16 protein-coding genes and 1 pseudogene are annotated in these 16,222 nt (G+C 75.0%); 12 read left to right on the forward strand and 5 right to left on the reverse strand.

The annotated features are described in order from the left end of the window. Positions 1 to 8: 8 nt before the first annotated feature. Complete coding sequence (locus QRT03_RS02385; protein WP_425604771.1) at positions 9 to 548, reverse strand: peptidylprolyl isomerase; 540 nt, start codon at positions 546 to 548, stop codon at positions 9 to 11. 105 nt (positions 549 to 653) lie between these two features. On the opposite strand from QRT03_RS02385, the gene QRT03_RS02390 reads away from it, so the two are divergent. Then, a complete protein-coding gene (locus tag QRT03_RS02390; protein ID WP_286050843.1) occupies positions 654 to 1,487 on the forward strand; it encodes a V-type ATP synthase subunit E family protein in 834 nt (277 codons plus the stop codon). Between the two features lie 29 nt (positions 1,488 to 1,516). Here the strand turns inward: QRT03_RS02390 and QRT03_RS02395 are convergent, their stop codons facing one another. Together QRT03_RS02395 and QRT03_RS02400 are read right to left on the reverse strand one after the other, a co-directional pair. Beyond that, positions 1,517 to 2,818, reverse strand: a complete 1,302-nt coding sequence (locus QRT03_RS02395; RefSeq protein ID WP_286050844.1) for an alpha/beta hydrolase — start codon at positions 2,816 to 2,818, stop codon at positions 1,517 to 1,519. Beyond that, a complete protein-coding gene (locus QRT03_RS02400; RefSeq protein ID WP_286050845.1) occupies positions 2,815 to 3,117 on the reverse strand; it encodes a hypothetical protein in 303 nt (100 codons plus the stop codon). Before QRT03_RS02400 ends, QRT03_RS02395 begins: the two co-directional genes overlap by 4 nt. A 196-nt stretch (positions 3,118 to 3,313) precedes the next feature. Here QRT03_RS02400 and mug point away from each other — a divergent pair, with 196 nt between their 5' ends. The 5 genes from mug (at position 3,314) to QRT03_RS02425 (ending at position 7,519) form a co-directional block, all read left to right on the forward strand. After that, positions 3,314 to 3,886, forward strand: a complete 573-nt coding sequence (gene mug / locus QRT03_RS02405; protein ID WP_286050847.1) for a G/U mismatch-specific DNA glycosylase — start codon at positions 3,314 to 3,316, stop codon at positions 3,884 to 3,886. Between the two features lie 72 nt (positions 3,887 to 3,958). Further along, a complete protein-coding gene (locus QRT03_RS02410; protein ID WP_286050848.1) occupies positions 3,959 to 4,777 on the forward strand; it encodes an N-acyl homoserine lactonase family protein in 819 nt (272 codons plus the stop codon). After that, complete coding sequence (locus QRT03_RS02415; protein ID WP_286050850.1) at positions 4,774 to 6,066, forward strand: hydroxyacid-oxoacid transhydrogenase; 1,293 nt, start codon at positions 4,774 to 4,776, stop codon at positions 6,064 to 6,066. Before QRT03_RS02410 ends, QRT03_RS02415 begins: the two co-directional genes overlap by 4 nt. Positions 6,067 to 6,131: 65 nt before the next feature. Continuing rightward, the gene (locus tag QRT03_RS02420) at positions 6,132 to 6,605 is read left to right on the forward strand and encodes an FmdB family zinc ribbon protein (protein WP_286050851.1); all 474 of its coding nucleotides are present in this window, start codon (positions 6,132 to 6,134) and stop codon (positions 6,603 to 6,605) included. Positions 6,606 to 6,670: 65 nt separating this feature from the next. Beyond that, positions 6,671 to 7,519 carry an SCO6745 family protein gene (locus QRT03_RS02425; RefSeq protein ID WP_286050853.1) on the forward strand — a complete coding sequence of 283 codons (849 nt, stop codon included), beginning with the start codon at positions 6,671 to 6,673 and terminating at the stop codon, positions 7,517 to 7,519. On the opposite strand, the gene QRT03_RS02430 is transcribed toward QRT03_RS02425, so the two are convergent. Beyond that, positions 7,516 to 8,313, reverse strand: coding sequence for a carotenoid biosynthesis protein (locus QRT03_RS02430; protein ID WP_286050854.1), 798 nt, complete (start codon positions 8,311 to 8,313; stop codon positions 7,516 to 7,518). The two genes, QRT03_RS02425 and QRT03_RS02430, sit on opposite strands and share 4 nt — an antisense overlap. A gap of 92 nt (positions 8,314 to 8,405) precedes the next feature. Between QRT03_RS02430 and QRT03_RS02435 the strand changes: the two genes are divergently transcribed. Beyond that, entirely contained in the window at positions 8,406 to 9,530 is a 1,125-nt protein-coding gene (locus QRT03_RS02435) for a glycosyltransferase family 2 protein (RefSeq protein WP_286050855.1), read from the forward strand. After that, positions 9,527 to 11,173, forward strand: coding sequence for a phytoene desaturase family protein (locus tag QRT03_RS02440; protein WP_286050856.1), 1,647 nt, complete (start codon positions 9,527 to 9,529; stop codon positions 11,171 to 11,173). Before QRT03_RS02435 ends, QRT03_RS02440 begins: the two co-directional genes overlap by 4 nt. Before the next feature lie 40 nt (positions 11,174 to 11,213). Here QRT03_RS02440 and QRT03_RS32060 read toward each other — a convergent pair. Further along, a pseudogene (locus QRT03_RS32060) lies at positions 11,214 to 11,663 on the reverse strand (CDP-alcohol phosphatidyltransferase family protein); the annotation flags it as partial. Positions 11,664 to 11,690: 27 nt separating this feature from the next. On the opposite strand from QRT03_RS32060, the gene QRT03_RS02450 reads away from it, so the two are divergent. The 4 genes from QRT03_RS02450 to QRT03_RS02465 all read left to right on the forward strand — a co-directional run bounded on the left by QRT03_RS02450 (position 11,691) and on the right by QRT03_RS02465 (position 15,936). Beyond that, positions 11,691 to 12,539 (forward strand): YhjD/YihY/BrkB family envelope integrity protein, encoded by an 849-nt coding sequence (locus QRT03_RS02450; RefSeq protein WP_286050857.1) that lies wholly within the window; start codon positions 11,691 to 11,693, stop codon positions 12,537 to 12,539. A gap of 29 nt (positions 12,540 to 12,568) precedes the next feature. After that, entirely contained in the window at positions 12,569 to 13,537 is a 969-nt protein-coding gene (locus QRT03_RS02455) for an NADPH:quinone reductase (RefSeq protein WP_286050858.1), read from the forward strand. 58 nt (positions 13,538 to 13,595) lie between these two features. After that, positions 13,596 to 14,129: a hypothetical protein gene (locus QRT03_RS02460; RefSeq protein WP_286050860.1), complete on the forward strand. Its 534-nt coding sequence runs from the start codon at positions 13,596 to 13,598 to the stop codon at positions 14,127 to 14,129. 64 nt (positions 14,130 to 14,193) lie between these two features. Further along, positions 14,194 to 15,936 (forward strand): GMC family oxidoreductase, encoded by a 1,743-nt coding sequence (locus QRT03_RS02465; protein ID WP_286050861.1) that lies wholly within the window; start codon positions 14,194 to 14,196, stop codon positions 15,934 to 15,936. The last annotated feature ends 286 nt before the right edge of the window (positions 15,937 to 16,222 follow it).

Here is a 16,222-nt window from a genome sequence, read left to right on the forward strand (position 1 = left end):
GTGTCCGGTTACTTCGAGACCTCCACGCTCTCGATCACGATGTCGGAGGTCGGGCGGTCACCCGGGCCGGTGGGCGCGGCGGCGATCGCGTCGACGACGTCGCGGCTGGACTGGTCGGCCACCTCGCCGAAGATGGTGTGCTTGCGGTTCAGCCAGGTGGTCGGCGCCACGGTGATGAAGAACTGCGAGCCGTTCGTGCCGGGCCCGGCGTTCGCCATCGCGAGCAGGTACGGCCGGTCGAATCGCAGGTCGGGGTGGAACTCGTCGGCGAACTTGTAGCCGGGGCCGCCGCGGCCGGTCCCGTCCGGATCCCCGGTCTGCAGCATGAATCCGGCGATGACCCGGTGGAAGATCACCCCATCGTAGAAGGGGCCGGAGGACTGGCCCTTGGCGTTCGCAGTGCTGTACTGGCCCTCACCGGTGGCGAGTCCCACGAAGTTGGCGACCGTCTTCGGTGCCTTGTCGGGGAAGAGGTTGACGGTGATGTCGCCGTTCGAGGTGTGCAGCGTCGCGGTCGGCCCGTTCTCGGCATTCGTCACGCGGGTCATCGTGCCACCGTCGGAGCAGCGGGTGTGACGCACCGGCGGGTCGGGCACTTGCAGACAGGGGACGGGCGGCATCATGAGCCGCCACCGATGAGTGAGGTGTGGCCGTTGAGCAGCAAGACCGTGATCGGTGCCAGGGAGGACCTGGACGATCTGCGCAAGGAAGGCCGCCGCAGGCGCAAGAAGGCGGCCAAGCAGGCGGAGAAGGCTGCCGCGCAGGCCCGCAAGGACCGCGAGAAGGCCCGCAAGCAGGGCGCGAAGAAGCGCGCCGAGGTCCGTCGGGACGTCCGCGCCGCCGCGGACACGGCCCGCCAGCGGGTGCTCGACGCGCGCGCCGAGGCCCGCTCGCGGGCCGAGGAGGCGCAGGCCGAGGCGCGCAAGCGCGCCCAGGAGGCCCGCGAGGAGACGCGCCGGCGCGCGAACCAGGCGGCGAAGGAAGCCCGCAAGCAGGCCCGTTCGTACGCCAAGGACGCCCGCAAGCAGGCCAAGGTCTACGCGAAGGACGCCCGGCAGGCCCTCGAGAAGTCGCCGGTGCCCACGTCGGTCGGCGAGCTGCGCGACCTCGGCGAGAACGTCCGCGGCCAGTTCGAGGACGGGCTGACCACGGCGCGCCGCGACCTCGCCCAGCGTCTCGAGCCGGAGCAGGACAAGAAGCGTCGCCGCTGGGGTCTGTGGATCGTGCTCGCCGTCGTCGGCGCCGGCATCGCGATCGTGGCCACCCGCCGCGCCCCGGAGCTCCCGCCGCCGCCCCCGCCGGCCCCGCGGCCGAAGCCCGCCCCGGCGACCGCCACCGGCCCGTCGCCGGCGACGCCGGCCGCCGCGGCCGGTGCCGTGCCCGACCCGGACCAGCCGGGCGGCATCGTCCCGCCGAAGGCCCCGACGGACGCGGTCTCGCCGAGCCCGAACGGCTCGACCGGGAGCACCAAGCCCGCCGGGAACTGACACACCGCCCCGGTGGGCCCGGACCGGGCTCACCGGGGCAGCAGGGCGCGCAGCCGGTCCCCCACGCCGGCCGTGCGATCGGCGACGACGTCGGCGGACCGCCCGTCGATCACCGCGGCCACGTTCTGCGCGCCGGTACTGCCCGGGCGCAGGTAGTCCACGTGCCCGACCGATCCCGTCGTCGCGATCGGGTGCACGTCCGGCAGGCCGTTGGGGTCGGGCCCGAACCACCCGGCGTCGGCGACCGGATCCCCGCGCGCCTCCGCCACCCACGTCGGCTGCCGCGGCAGCGGGGACACGCCCGGCGAGCCCAGCAGCACGACGTCGTCCACCGACCGCGCCGACGCCACGCCCTGCGCGACCGTGAGCGAGCCGTACGAGTGCCCGACGGCCGTGACGTGCGGTCCCTGGCCCCCGGCCACCGCGACCCCGTCCAGGAACGACGCGAGCCGGGCGGACGCGTTCTCCGCGACCCGGGTCCCCAGCACGGACCGGTCGGCGTCGAGGACCTCCGGCCACTGCGGCGCGGGGTAGTCGTACCAGGCCACCACCGCCGACTCCGGCGACCGCATCGCCGCGAGCTCCGCCGTGCGCCCCGGCAGGTCCTCGGCGCGGGCGGTGAAGCCCGGCACCACCACGCCCACGTGCCGCGCACGGTCCACGTCGCCGACGGCGATCGCGGCCCGACCCGACGCCGGGTCCACCGCCAGCAGCGCGCGCTCGCCGCCCGCGCCCACCGCCGCGTCGATCGCGGCGAGGCGCCCGAGCCGCGCCCGCACCGCCGCGAGCCGGGCCTCGACGTCCTGCAGGCCCCCGAGGTCGCGCACCTCGTCGCGGGCCCGTTCCAGGCCGGCCAGCTCGGCCTCCCCGACCTGGCGGGCAGCGGCGAGGCGCGTCCGGTTGGCCCGGTCGCGCACCGCCGCCGGGACGCCGTCGAGCGCGCCCACCAGCTCCGGACGCGTCGCGGCCAGCCGTTCCCGCTCGGCGGCCGCGAGCCCGGCCCACCAGTGCGCGACCGCGGCCGGCGCGGGACCGGTCGCGGCCGGGCCGGCGGCGACCGGCTCGGTGCGCATCGCGCGGGCGAGCGCGGCGGCGAGCCGGGCGTCGTCGAACGGCTCGCGCGCCGCGACGTCGGCGAGCACGGCGGCGAGGGCCCGCGCCCGGTCCAGCAGCCCACCCCCGCGGTCGACCAGGCGACCCAGCTGCTGCCGGGCCCCGTCGGCGGCCGCGCCCGTCCACGTCTCCGGCAGCCGGAGTCGGAAGACCGCGCGCTCCCAGGCGTCGACGCCGGCGGAGAGGTCGGCCGAGACCGGGCCGAGCGTGACGGTCACCAGGCCTCGCCCAGCAGCCGGGCCAGCTCGCCGTCGGTGAGCCCGATGTCGGCGGCGGTCTCCTCCAGCAGGTCGCCGAGCGCCTCGGCGGCCTCGCTCCACCGCTCGACGTCGGAACGCCAGGTCCGGGCGAGGACCGCGGCCTGCGCGGCGGTCCGGGTGCCGGGGACGAGCCGCCCGAGCTCCAGGAGGGCCGCACTCATCGTCCCGCCCGCCCGCGCCGCGTCCGCCACGGCGGCCCTGATGCCCTCGACGGCCTCGCGCAGCGCGTCCGGGGGCAGGGTGAATCCATCGCTCATGCCTCGGCAGACGCACCCGGGCCCCGGTCCGCTCCCGGGTGGGGTCGAGGCTGGGGACGATCTGCCCCGGGTATGCCGGTGGGGACGGCCGGATGCGCCGATCGGCCGCACCCCGGGGTGAACGAGCGGCACGCTCGCAGCGTCTAGGTGCGCGAGAGTGCCGTTCGTTCCGAGATAGAGGGGGGTGGCCGGCACCGTGGCGACCGCACGACGACGCGGACCGACCCGCGCCGAGCTCGAGGCCGCGCGGGACCGGCTGCTCCCCGACGTCCTGCCCGGGCCGGGCGACCCACGGCTGCGGGTGCTGTTCGCCGGGATCAACCCGGGCCTGGTGTCGGCGTACACCGGCCACCACTTCGCCCGGCCGGGCAACCGGTTCTGGCCCGCCCTGCACGCGTCGGGCTTCACCCCGCGTCTGCTCGCGCCGGCCGAGCAGGGCCTGCTGCCCGCGCTGGGCCTCGGGATCACCAACGTGGCCGCCCGTGCGACCGCCCGGGCCGACGAGCTCTCCGACGACGAGCTGCGCGCCGGCGGCGAGCGACTGCGGGCCCTCGTGGCGACGCTCGAGCCGGCCTGGCTCGCCGTCGTCGGGGTGGTCGCGTACCGGACGGCCTTCGGCGAGCCGCGGGCCGTCGTCGGGAAGCAGCCGACGATGATCGGCCGTTCGGGGGTCTGGGTACTGCCGAATCCGAGCGGTCTGAACGCGCACTACACCCCCACCACGATCGCCTCCGCATTCGCCGAACTGCATGGATACATCTCCGATTGACGGTGGCCCCGGTCACAGGCAGGGTGATCAGCAACGGGGGGTCGGTCCCGTTCCCGGACGTGGAGGTCAGCAGTGGCCAGCGGTGACATCAAGGTCAGCATCCTCGACTGCGGCGCCATGAGCGCCGACCTCACGTGGCTGCTCCTGCAGCCCGGGAGGTCGATCAAGCCCCGCCAGCAGAAGGACGCCCCGGCGGAGTGGGTGGACGTGCCCACCCACTGCGTGCTCGTCGAGACGCCGGACGGCACGTTGCTCTGGGACACCAGCTGCCCCAGCGACTGGGAGGAGCGCTGGGGGCCGACGGGCCTCAACGACTTCTTCCCCTACGACCGCGTGTCCGACGACGAGTACCTCGACAAGCGCCTCGAGCAGCTCGGCATCGGCACCAACCAGATCGACTACGTGGTGCTCTCGCACCTGCACTTCGACCACTGCGGCAACGCGAACCTGTTCAAGGACTCCACCGCGAAGCTGGTGTGCTCGGAGAAGGAGAAGGAGTTCGCGTTCGGCTTCGACGGGCCGTTCACGGGCGCCCACCTCAAGAGCGACTACGAGAACCTGAACTGGGAGACGGTCTCCGGCGACACCGAGTTCCTCCCGGGCGTCACCCTGCTGCAGACCCCGGGCCACACGCCGGGCTGCATGTCCATGCAGGTCGACCTGCCCGACACCGGCACGATGATCTTCACCTCGGACGCCGTCTACATGGGCGCGAGCTACGGCCCGCCGCCGGTGCCGGCCGCGATCGTGAACAACCTGGAGTCGTGGTTCTCCTCGGTGGAGAAGGTCCGGGACGTCGCGGAGCGCACGAACGCGACCGTCGTGTTCGGCCACGACGCCAACCAGATCCACGAGCTGAAGACCGTCTCGAACGGGGGCCACTACACGTGACCGTCCCGCCCGTCCCCACGGAGGAGTCCGTCTTCACGTGGGGCGCTCCTCCGCTGAAGTTCGGCGCCGGGGCCTGCGACGAGATCGGGTTCGACCTCGCCCAGTACGGCGCGAAGCGGATCCTGCTGATCACCGATCCGGGGATGCAGCAGACCGGGCTGCCCGACCGGATCGCGGATCAGATCCGCCGGTACGACATGACGGTCGAGATCTTCGACGGCGTGCACGTGGAGCCGACCGACGACTCGATGAACAAGGCGATCGGCTACGCCTCCCAGCAGGGTCCGTGGGACGGCTTCGTCGCCGTCGGCGGCGGCTCGGCGATCGACACCGCGAAGGCCGTCAACCTGCTCACCACGTTCCCCGGTGAGCTGATGGACTACGTGAACAAGCCGGTCGGCAACGCCCAGGTGCCGCCCGGGGCGCTCAAGCCCCTCATCGCGGTCCCGACGACGGCCGGCACCGGATCCGAGTCCACCGCGATGTGCGTGCTCGACATCCTGTCGCTGCGGGTGAAGACCGGGATCAGCCACTGGCGGCTGCGCCCGACCCTCGCCGTCGTCGACCCGCTGCTGACGATGACGCTCCCGCCGGAGGTCACCGCCGCGTCGGGGATGGACATCGTCTGCCACGCGCTGGAGAGCTACACGGCGCGCTGGTACACGACCTTCGACCGCAAGACGCCCGAGCAGCGGGTGACCTACTGCGGGTCGAACCCGGTGTCGGACCTGTGGTGCGAGAAGTCGATGTCCCTGCTCGCGAAGTCGTTCCGGACGGCCGTCGAGCGCGGCACCGAGGACGTCGACGCCCGCATGGACATGATGATGGCGGCGACGTTCGCGGGGATGGGCTTCGGCAACTCCGGGGTGCACATCCCGCACGCCAACGCCTACCCGATCGCCGGGCAGGTGCGGGACTTCCACCCGGCCGGCTACCCGCAGGACGAGGCGATGGTCCCGCACGGGATGTCGGTGTCGCTGACGGCGCCGGAGGCGTTCCGGTTCTCCTTCGACTCGGCCCCCGACCGGCACATGGCCGCGGCGCGCATGCTCGGCCCGGACGCCGAGAAGCAGAACGACGCCTCGGAGCAGCTGCCGTTCGTGGTCACCGAGCTGATGCGCGACATCGGGATCCCGAACGGGATCGGTGCGGTCGGGTTCGGCGAGTCGGACATCTCCGACCTCGTCGAGGGCACGATGAAGCAGCAGCGGCTGCTCGCGACGTGCCCACGCACGCCGACCGAGGACGACATCGCCGACATCTTCGCCAAGTCGATCTCCAACTGGTAAGTGCTCGGGAGCGGGCCCCGTCGTCGAGGACGACGGGGCCCTTCTCACGCGGACGGAAGGGCCTCATGCCGATCTACGACTACCGCTGCGACTGCGGGCTGCGCTTCGAGCGCCTGATGGGTCGCGACGCTCCAGCCCCGGCCTGCCCGGAGTGCGGCGGCGAGTCCCGCAAGGTCCCGTCGCGGCCCGCGCTGCACGGGAAGGCGGACCCCGGCCTCTCGCGCGAGCAGATGCCGCAGACCTGGCGCGGGGTCTACAACGGCAACCGCGAGTACATCGCGTCCATGCGCAAGCAGTGGGAGCAGCGCCAGCGCCTCGAGGAGAAGCACCCGGAGCTCGCCGGCGACACGCGCCCCGTCGTCGCGCACGAGGGCCGCTACGAGCAGGTGCCGCTGCGCGCGGGCGAGCCGATCCTCAAGCCCGGCCCGGAACCGTCGTCGTCGGGGCACGGCCACGGTCATGGGCACGGGCACGGCCACTCGCACGGCTCGTCGACCCCGTCGACGCCCAAGCCACCGACGACCCCGCCGTCCGGGTAGGCGGCGCTCGACCCGAAGCGCTTCGCCGGGTGAGAGCACCGTCACGACGGGGTAGGAGACCGCCCGTGATCCTCGACCAGACCCCCGCCCGGCGGCTGCGCGACGCCCTCGAACCGATCGCGATGGTGCACGTGCACGCCGAGGAGGCCCGGGAGCAGTACGCGGCGCTCGGCCTCGAACGGTTCACCGGCTACGTGCTCGGGCGGGCCGGGACCCTCGGGATCCCGCCGGCGCGGCTCGTCGTCGCCACCTTCGGGGCGTTCGAGGCCGAGACGCTGACCGCGGTCTACGAGAGCGGCCTCGCCACCGCGACGATCCCGGACGTGCTCGCGGCCAAGCAGGCCGGCGCGGTCCGGGCGCTGCACCGGGTGTTCGGCGACCCGGGCCGGGACGTCGAGGAGGTCGTGACGGCGCTGCGCGGCGGCCTCGACCGCGCGCCTCTCCTGGGCAAGCCGCTGTTCGCCGGGCTGTCGTCGCAGGACTGGCCGGGCGACGCGTGGGGCCGGCTCTGGCACGCCGCCAACCTGCTGCGCGAGTTCCGCGGCGACGCCCACCTCGCGGCGCTGCTCGCCCACGGGCTCGGCGCGCTGGAGGCGAACCTGCTGACCGAGGTCGCGGTCGGCTACCCGCTGCGCGCGTACACCCGGACCCGGTCGTGGAGCGAGGCCGACATCGACGCCGCCGTCGACGACCTCGTCGACCGCGCCTTCCTGACGACGGAGGGCGAGCTGACCGAGCGCGGCGCCACCCTGCGCCGCGACGTCGAGGACGCCACGGAGGCGGCGCTGGACGACGTCTTGGAGGGGATCGAGCACGCCCTGGACACGGTCGTCGAGCGGTGCACCCGGTGGTCGCGGGAGATCCGGGACGGCGGGGCGTTCCCGGACGACGACGCCAAGCTGCGGGCCGGTTAACCGGCCCGGCGCCGCCACGTCGCGACCGCGAACGGCACCGCGACCAGGCCCATCCCGATGCCGCCGACCAGCGCGGACCCGGGCAGCCCGAAGAACGCCAGGTGGGCCAGCACGGACGAGGCGTAGACCCAGAGGTAGAGCGCGCTCGCGGGTGCCGAGACCGGCCCGCGGCGCGGCCCCAGCGCGAGGTGCAGGCCCCCGATCACGAGCAGCGACACGAGCAGCCAGCCGGCGTAGTTGGTCAGCGGGACGTCCGGGACCAGCGGCATCGCCGGCGCGGGGTCCGCCCACGACCAGTGCCCGGCCGCCACCATCTGCGGGTCGAGGAACAGGTCCCAGGTGGCCAGGGCGACCGCGCCGACGGCCACGGTCGCGAGCCCGCGGACCGCGAGCGCCCGACCGACGACGAGCGCCGGCCAGGCCATCATCGCCCAGGCCAGCGGGACGACCAGGGGGACGCCGAGCACCTCGGCCCCGAGCGTGCCGGTGTAGGCGTAGGACCCGAACGGCACGCCGGTCGCGAGCCCGACCGCCTCGGCGAGCAGACCGCCCCCGCCCGCGACCAGCACGAGGGCGACCCCGCCGCGCGCGCCGTGCACCCGGACGACGTCGGCGAGGGCCGCGAGGAAGAACACGATCACGCTGGTGACCGTGACCGCGGTGTCCAACGCCTCCGGCACCAACGGGTAGACGATCTGCACCAGCACCGCGGCGCCGACCAGGCCCCACGCGAGCCGACCGGTCGTCCGCGCCCGCGGGACGGTCTCCGACGTCCCCGTCGTCCTCGTGGTCACCACGTCGTCACCATCGGCCGGACCTCCGTGCTCGCTCCCCACGTCGGACCTGACGACCTGCGGTGTCGATCGGGCGTGCCTACGGTTCCGGGGTGCCCGCCGCACGTCCGTCCTCACCCCCACGCTTCCTGGTGATCTCCGGCTCCCTGCTCGCCGTCGCCGGGACGCTGCACCAGCTGGCCAACCTGGCCGTGCTGCGCCGCCCGCCGGCCGCGCCCGCCCCGGTCGACGCGTCCGTGTCGGTCCTCGTCCCCGCCCGCGACGAGGCCCGGCGCATCGCGCCGACGATCACCTCGCTGCTGGCCCAGCGCGGCGTGGCCGACCTGGAGATCCTGGTCCTCGACGACGGGTCCACCGACGGGACCGCCGCCGTCGTCGCGGACGCCGCGGGCGGCGACGAGCGGCTGCACGTCCTCACCGGGACGCCTCCGCCGCGAGGTGTGGTGGGCAAGCCGCACGCCTGCGCGCAGCTGGCCGCGGCGGCCCGCGGCGAGGTGCTGGTCTTCGTCGACGCCGACGTCGTGCTCGCTCCCGACGCGGTCGCGGCCGCCGTGGCCGTCCTGCGCGGCGGTCCGCGGCCGCTGGACCTGGTCTCGCCGTGGCCACGGCAGGCGGTGTCCGGGCTGCTGGCGCGGCTGGTCCAGCCGCTGCTCGCGTGGTCCTGGCTGACGACGTTGCCGCTGCGCGCGGCCGAGGACAGCCACCGTCCGTCGATGGCCGTCGCGAACGGGCAGTTCCTCGTCGTCGAGGCGGCGGCGCTGGCGCGGGCGGGCGGCTGGGAGGCGGTGCGGGGCGCGGTCCTGGACGACATCGCGCTGGCCCGGGCGATCCGGCGCGCGGGCGGCCGGACCGGGGTCGCGGACGGGTCCGCGCTCGCCACCTGCCGGATGTACGACACCGGCCGCGATCTGCACGCGGGCTACCGCAAGTCGCTGTGGGCCGCGTTCGGGTCCCCGGGGGGTTCGGCGGCGGTCGCCGCGGCGCTGCTGGTGGTCTACGTCCTGCCGCCGGCGGCGGCGCTCACCGGCTCACGCGTCGGCGCGGTGGGCTTCGCCGCGGGCGTCGGCAGCCGCCTGCTGGCATCGCGGTTCTGCGCCACGACCCGGTGGGACGCGGTGGCGCACCCGGTGTCGGTGCTGGCCACGGTCGGGCTGCTGGTGTCGTCGTGGGCCGGGCGCGTGCGGGGGACGCTGCACTGGAAGGGGCGCGCGCTGTGAGTCGGGTGGTGGTCGTCGGGGCGGGGCTGGGCGGCCTCGCGACGGCGGCGCGGCTCGCCGCGGCCGGACACGACGTCGAGGTGCACGAGCAGGCCGACACCGCGGGCGGCAAGCTCGGCGTCGTCGAGCGCGACGGCTTCACCTTCGACACCGGTCCCTCGCTGCTGACCCTGCCCGGGCTGCTCGAGGAGCTGTTCGCAGCGACCGGCGGCCCGGCCGACCTGCCCGTCGAGCGGGTCGACCCCGCCAGCGAGTACCGCTTCGCCGACGGCACCCACCTCGCCCTGCCGCACGACCCCGCCCGGGTCCCCGCCGCCTTCGAGGCCGCTCTCGGCGGGGGCACCGGCGCCGCGTGGGAGCGGCTGCACGCCCGGTCGCGGCACCTCTGGGAGCTGGTCGGCCGCGACGTCCTGCGCCGCCCGCTCACCGTGCCCGCCCTGGCCCGCATGAGTGCCAGCCCGTCCGGTCTGCGTGCGGTGGCGCCCTGGCGCACCGTCCGCGGGCTGGGTCGACGCCTGCTGCCCGACCCGCGCCAGCGCACCTGGCTGGAGCGCTACGCCACCTACTCCGGCTCCGACCCGCGGCGCACGCCCGCGGTGCTGTCGGTGACGTCGTTCGTCGAGCAGGAGTTCGGCGCCTGGTACGTGCCCGGCGGGCTGCGCCGGATCGTCGAGGTCCTGCTCGCGCGCTGCCGGGCACTCGGGGTCGCGGTGCACCTGTCCTCCCCGGTGCACGAGGTCCTCGTCGCCGACGGTAGGGCCGTCGGGGTGCGGGTGGACCACGGCGAGGTGGGCGCGGACGTCGTCGTCGCGAACGCCGACGCCGCGGTGCTCCACGAACGGCTCCTGCCGCCCACCGCCGGTGCCCGGGTGCGCCGCCGGCTGCGCCGGACCGCCCCGTCCAGCGCCGGCTTCGTCCTGCTGCTCGGGCTGTCCGGCCGCGAGCCGGGCGCCGCGCACCGGGTGCTCTTCCCCGCCGACTACTCCGCCGAGTTCGACGCCGTCTTCGGGCCGCACCCCCGGCCGGTCGAGGACCCGACCATCTACGTCCACGCCCCGGACGACCCGGCCCTGCGTCCCGACGACGGGTCCGAGGGCTGGTTCGTGCTGGTCAACGCCCCCGTCCACGACCCGGTACACGGCGTGGACTGGGACGAGCCCGGCCTGCGCGAGCGCTACGCCGAGCACGTGCTCGACCTGCTCGCCGGACGCGGGGTCGACGTCCGCGACCGGCTGCGGTTCGTCGAGATCCGCACGCCCGCCGACCTGGAGCGCAGCACCCTCTCGCCCGGCGGGGCCATCTACGGCACCGCCTCGCACGGCCCGCGCGCCGCGCTGCGCCGCCCGGCGAACGCCAGCCCCGTCCCGGGGCTCTACCTCGTCGGGGGCTCCGCGCACCCGGGCGGCGGCATCCCGCTCGTGCTGATGTCCGCCGAGATCGTGGCGGGCCTCATCGGTCGTCCGGCTCCGGGTCCGGGAACTCGGCCGGGATCGAGCGGACCACGCCCACGGCCAGCTGCACCAGCCCCACCGCCGCCAGCGCCAGCCACGCCACCACGAACGTCGTCCCCCAGCTCCAGCCCGGACCCGGGACCCCGTCCGGCAGCACCGCCGCCCCGCCCGTCGGGAGGGCGACGAGGATGATCCGCGTCGGCCGCTCGGCCACCGTCACCGCGCCCGCCCCGGGCATCCCCACGCCCTGGGCCCGCGCCCGCGCGTACTCGTGCAGCAGGGTCACCGCCGCGGCTGCGAGCGCCGCCGCGACCGGCGCCCCGAGCACCACCAGCGTCGCGACCAGCAGGAGGTCCCCCAGCCGGTCGCAGACCGCGTCGACCACCGCACCGAGGGGACGGGCCCGGCCGGTCGCCAACGCCACCGCGCCGTCGAGCCCGTCCAGCACCCCGCCGAGCACCACGAGCAGGCCCGCGAGGGCGGTCCAGGGGGCACCCGCCGTCGTGACCGCGAGGGCTCCGGCGAGGACGAGCACCCCGGCCACCGAGAGCACGTCCGGCGGGACCCGGCGGACCGGGCGTGTGAGGGCCCACACGAGCCGCAGCCACCCGCGGACCACCGGCGAGGGCCGGATACCGCCGTGCAGCGCGGACCAGCCGTCGTCGTCCGGCGCTCGTGCCACGCGTCCAGCGTCCCACCGGACGGCCCGGTGAGCGGGCGGCGGGCGCAGGCCCGGGACCTCGCGCGGGAGGTCGGACGGACGTTCCCGGTCAGCGACGTGGCGCTGTGGGCCGCCGGCGCGACCTACTTCGGCATCGTCGGGCTCGTCCCGCTCGCCCTGGCCTCGCTGTGGGCGGTCGGGCGTCTGGTCGGCGGCGAGGCCCTGACCGGGGCGATGGAGGCGGCGATCGGCGGACTCCCCGGCGGGCACGGCACGCCCCAGGCGCTGCGCACGCTCACGGCGACCGCGCTGTCGATGGCGTGGTGGCAGGCGCTGGTCGTGCTGTTCCCGGCGAGTCTCTACGGCGAGGGGCTCCGCCGCGCGTTCCGGCAGGTCTCCGACGTCACCGACCGGCTCACCGGGTGGCGGGGGCGCCTGGGGCTGCTCGGGGTCGCGCTGGTCGCGCCGTTCCTCGTCCTCGTGGTGCTCACGTCGTCGCCGCTGGTCGGACCCCTCTACGCCGACGGCGGGTGGTCGCTGGTGCTCGGCATCGTGATCGCCTTCCACGTCGTCTTCCTGACGGTGTCGCTGGCCCTCGTCGCGCTGTTCCGCTTCGTCGCCCCGGGCCACCTCGGAGCGCGGGCGCTGCTGATCGGCGGCTTCGGGACCGGGTCGGTGATCGCGGGCTTCCTGCAGGGCTTCGTGCTGTTCCTGGCCATCCCGATCGAGTGGTCGGCGCCCTTCGGCGGGCTGCCGATCGTCGGCGCGGTGACCGCCCTCGCACTCTGGCTCTACCTGCTGCACCTGCTCGTGTTGGCCGGGTACCGCGCGACCGTGGTGATCGACGGCGCGCTCGCCCGCGGTGGTCGCGGACGCGAGGCGCCCGAGCCGGTCTGACCCGCCGTCGGGAAGGGAAGACTGGCGGCATGAAGGCTGCCGTCTACCGCAGGACCGGACCCGCCGCGGAGGTCCTGGGCATCGAGGACGTGGACACCCCGGAGCCCGGACCGGGCCAGGTCCGCGTGCGGGTCACCCGTTCCGCGATCAACCCCACCGACTGGAAGACCCGGGCCGGACTGACCGGCGGCGAACCGGAGGACTTCCAGATCCCGCACCAGGACGGCGCGGGGGTCGTCGACGCGGTGGGCGAGGGCGTGACCGACCGCGAGGTCGGCCAACGCGTGTGGACCTACCTGTCGGCGTTCCGGAACCGCTACGGGACCGCCGCCGAGTACACCGTGCTCCCGGCCGAGCGGGCCGTGCCCCTGCCCGACGAGGCCTCGGACGACCTCGGGGCCTGCCTGGGCGTCCCGGCGGTCACCGCCGCGCACTGCCTCGGCGGCGACCCGTCGGCGCTCGACGGCGCGACGGTGCTGGTCGCCGGCGGTGCCGGCGCCGTGGGCCACTACGCGATCGGGCTCGCCAAGCACGCGGGCGCCCGCGTCGTCGCGACCGTCAGCTCCGAGGAGAAGGGGCAGCTCGCCCGCGCGGCGGGCGCGGACCTCGTCGTGAACTACCGCGAGGAGGGCGCCGTCGAGCGCATCCGCGGGTTCGCCGAGCGGGTCGACCGGATCGTCGAGGTCGCCCTCGGCGCGAACACCGAGATCGACCTCGCGGTCAGCGACAACACCACGATCGCGGTCTACGCCAACGAGCCGAACGACCCGGTGCTCCCGGTCCGCCGGTTCATGGTCACGAACACGGCCGTGCAGTTCGTGCTGCTCTACAACATCCCGGCCGCGGCGATGGCGGCCGACGTCGCCTGGGTGCGCGGCGCGGTCGCGGCCGGAGCGCTCACTCCGCTGCAGGTCACGTCCTACGGGCTCGACGACGTCGTCGCAGCTCAGGAGGCGGTGGAGAACGGCGCGGTCGGGAAGGTCATGCTGGTCCCCTGACCCGCGGGGCGGACGCCCCCGGGGAGGACACCTGTCGTCGACCCCCGGGAGGCCGTCCGTGCCCAGTCGTTCCGACCGCTTCGAGGTCCTGTCGGACGTGATGCTCGCGTGGACCCCCGCGCCGGAGCCGGAGGACGACCCCGCGTGGGTCCGCTCGCCGAAGGCCCGGTTCGACGTCGACGGCGACCGCACCGGCACCCGCGTCTCCTGGCTGCTCGCGGTCTCGCACTCGCGCGACAAGCGGGTCGGGCCGGGCACGGTCGGCTGGGTGCACGAGTGGAACGGCCGGGGACGCGTCGCCGCCGTCGTGATCTTCGAGAGCAACCCGTACTCGCGGACGGGCGAGGACAACGAGGTCGCCTGGTACGCCGACGGCATCCTCGGCGTGATCCCGGAGGAGGACCGGGTGGCCGCGGAGACGATCATGGCCCACCCGGGCTGGAAGCCCAGCGCGCCCTACGTCGGGACGAAGGGGCGGCAGTTCAAGGACGGGGCGCCGGTCGCGCCGGGCAACGCCCCGGTGCTCCGCGAGCTCGTGGACGCCGAGACCGCCCGCTGGTTGGGGATCGACACCCCGGCCGGCGCGCGCTGAGGTTCGCCGGACAGGTTGTACCTGTGACCTTCCGTCACAGCTACCCGCCGGTTAACGTGCGTTGGTGCGCCACCACCACGAGCACCGCGAGCACTACGACGTCCTGGTCATCGGATCCGGCTTCGGCGGCAGCGTCTCGGCGCTGCGCCTGACCGAGAAGGGCTACCGCGTCGGGGTGCTCGAGGCGGGTCGCCGGTTCACGCCGGAGACGCTGCCCTCGACGTCGTGGGACGTCCGCAACTTCCTGTGGGCGCCGCGCCTGGGCTGCTACGGCATCCAGCGCATCCACGTGCTGCGCGACGTGGTGGTGCTCGCCGGCGCGGGCGTCGGCGGCGGGTCGCTGAACTACGCGAACACGCTCTATCAGCCCTCGTCGGAGGCGTTCTACCGCGACCCGCAGTGGGCGTCGATCACCGACTGGCGCGCCGAGCTCGACCCCTTCTACGCCCAGGCGCAGCGGATGCTGGGCGTCGTCACCCAGCCGAGCGAGACGCCGTCGGACGTGGTGATGCGCCAGGTCGCCCGCGAGTGGGGCCGCGAGGACTCGGTGACCCCGACGCAGGTCGGCGTGTACTTCGGCGAGGGCCCCGGGGTCACGGTGCCCGACCCGTTCTTCGGTGGCGCCGGCCCCGACCGCACCGGGTGCATCGAGTGCGGCGAGTGCATGACCGGCTGCCGGCACGGCGCGAAGAACACCCTGGACCGCAACTACCTCGGCCTGGCCGAGCGCGCCGGGGCGACGGTGCACCCGGAGACGACGGTGCTGTCGGTGCGGCCGGCCGGCTCGGGCTGGGAGGTCGTGACGCGGCCGACGCGCGGCGGCCGTCGTCGTCGGACCGTCTTCACGGCCGACCAGGTGATCTTCTCGGCCGGCACGTGGGGCACCCAGTCGCTGCTGCACCGGCTGCGCGACTCGGGGATGCTGCCGCGCATCTCCGCCCGCCTGGGACACCTGACCCGGACCAACTCCGAGGCGCTGGTCGGCGCGATGTCCCGGCGGGCGTCGGAGCGGGGCGGGCCGCGGGACTTCACCCAGGGCGTCGCGATCACCTCGTCGTGGCACCCGGACGCGGACACGCACATCGAGCCGTGTCGCTACGGGTACGGCTCGAACGCGATGGGCCTGCTGACCACGCTCATGACCGACGGCGGTGGCCGGGTCCCGCGCGGGCTCAAGATCCTCGGACAGGCGGTGCGCCACCCCGCGCGGTTCGCGCGGTCCTTCGACAAGCGCCGCTGGTCGGAGCGCACCGTCATCGCGCTGGTGATGCAGTCGCTGGACAACTCCATCACCGTGCGGCGCCGCTTCGGCCGGCTCGTGTCGAGGCAGGGGCACGGCACCCCCAACCCGACGTGGATCCCGGCCGCGAACGCCACCACGCGACGGATGGCCGAGATCATCGACGGCGACCCGGGCGGCACCTGGGGCGAGGCCGTGAACATGCCGATGACGGCGCACTTCATCGGGGGGTGCGCGATCGGGGCGTCAGCGGAGACCGGCGTGATCGACGCCTACCAGCGGCTCTACGGCCACGAGGGCCTGCACGTGGTCGACGGCTCGGCGCTCTCGGCGAACCTCGGGGTGAACCCGTCGCTGACGATCACGGCCCAGGCCGAGCGGGCGATGGCGTTCTGGCCGAACAAGGGCGAGCCCGACCCCCGGCCGTCGCTGGGTGCGGTCTACGAGCGGCTGTCGCCCGTGGCCCCGGTCCGGCCGGTCGTGCCGGCGGACGCACCGGGCGCCCTGCGCACCGTCACGCTGCCCGTCCCTTCCGTGCCGCCGCGCACGCCCGTCGCGGGTTCCTGACGGCGGGTGGTGCGGGCGCCGAGTGCGACACCCGGCAGGCGCGACCGCCCGCGAACCTGCTCCCTGGCGCACTCGGCCCGGTCGTCGCGCCCGTGACGTGATCAGCGAGCACTCCCGGCGGTCCGGGGACGGCCCGGGCCGCCGCAGGTGCTCGCTCGTGGGCGGGGGGCGCGCCCGGCCGGCGGGCCGAGCACTGTCAGGCGGCAAGATCTCGACGAGCCGTGCGGACCGATCGGTCCCCGCCCCTCTTCGCTCCCCGGAACGGGATCTTGCCGGATCGGCGGGC

This window comes from Actinomycetospora termitidis (assembly GCF_030286555.1).
Lineage (GTDB): Bacteria > Actinomycetota > Actinomycetes > Mycobacteriales > Pseudonocardiaceae > Actinomycetospora > Actinomycetospora termitidis.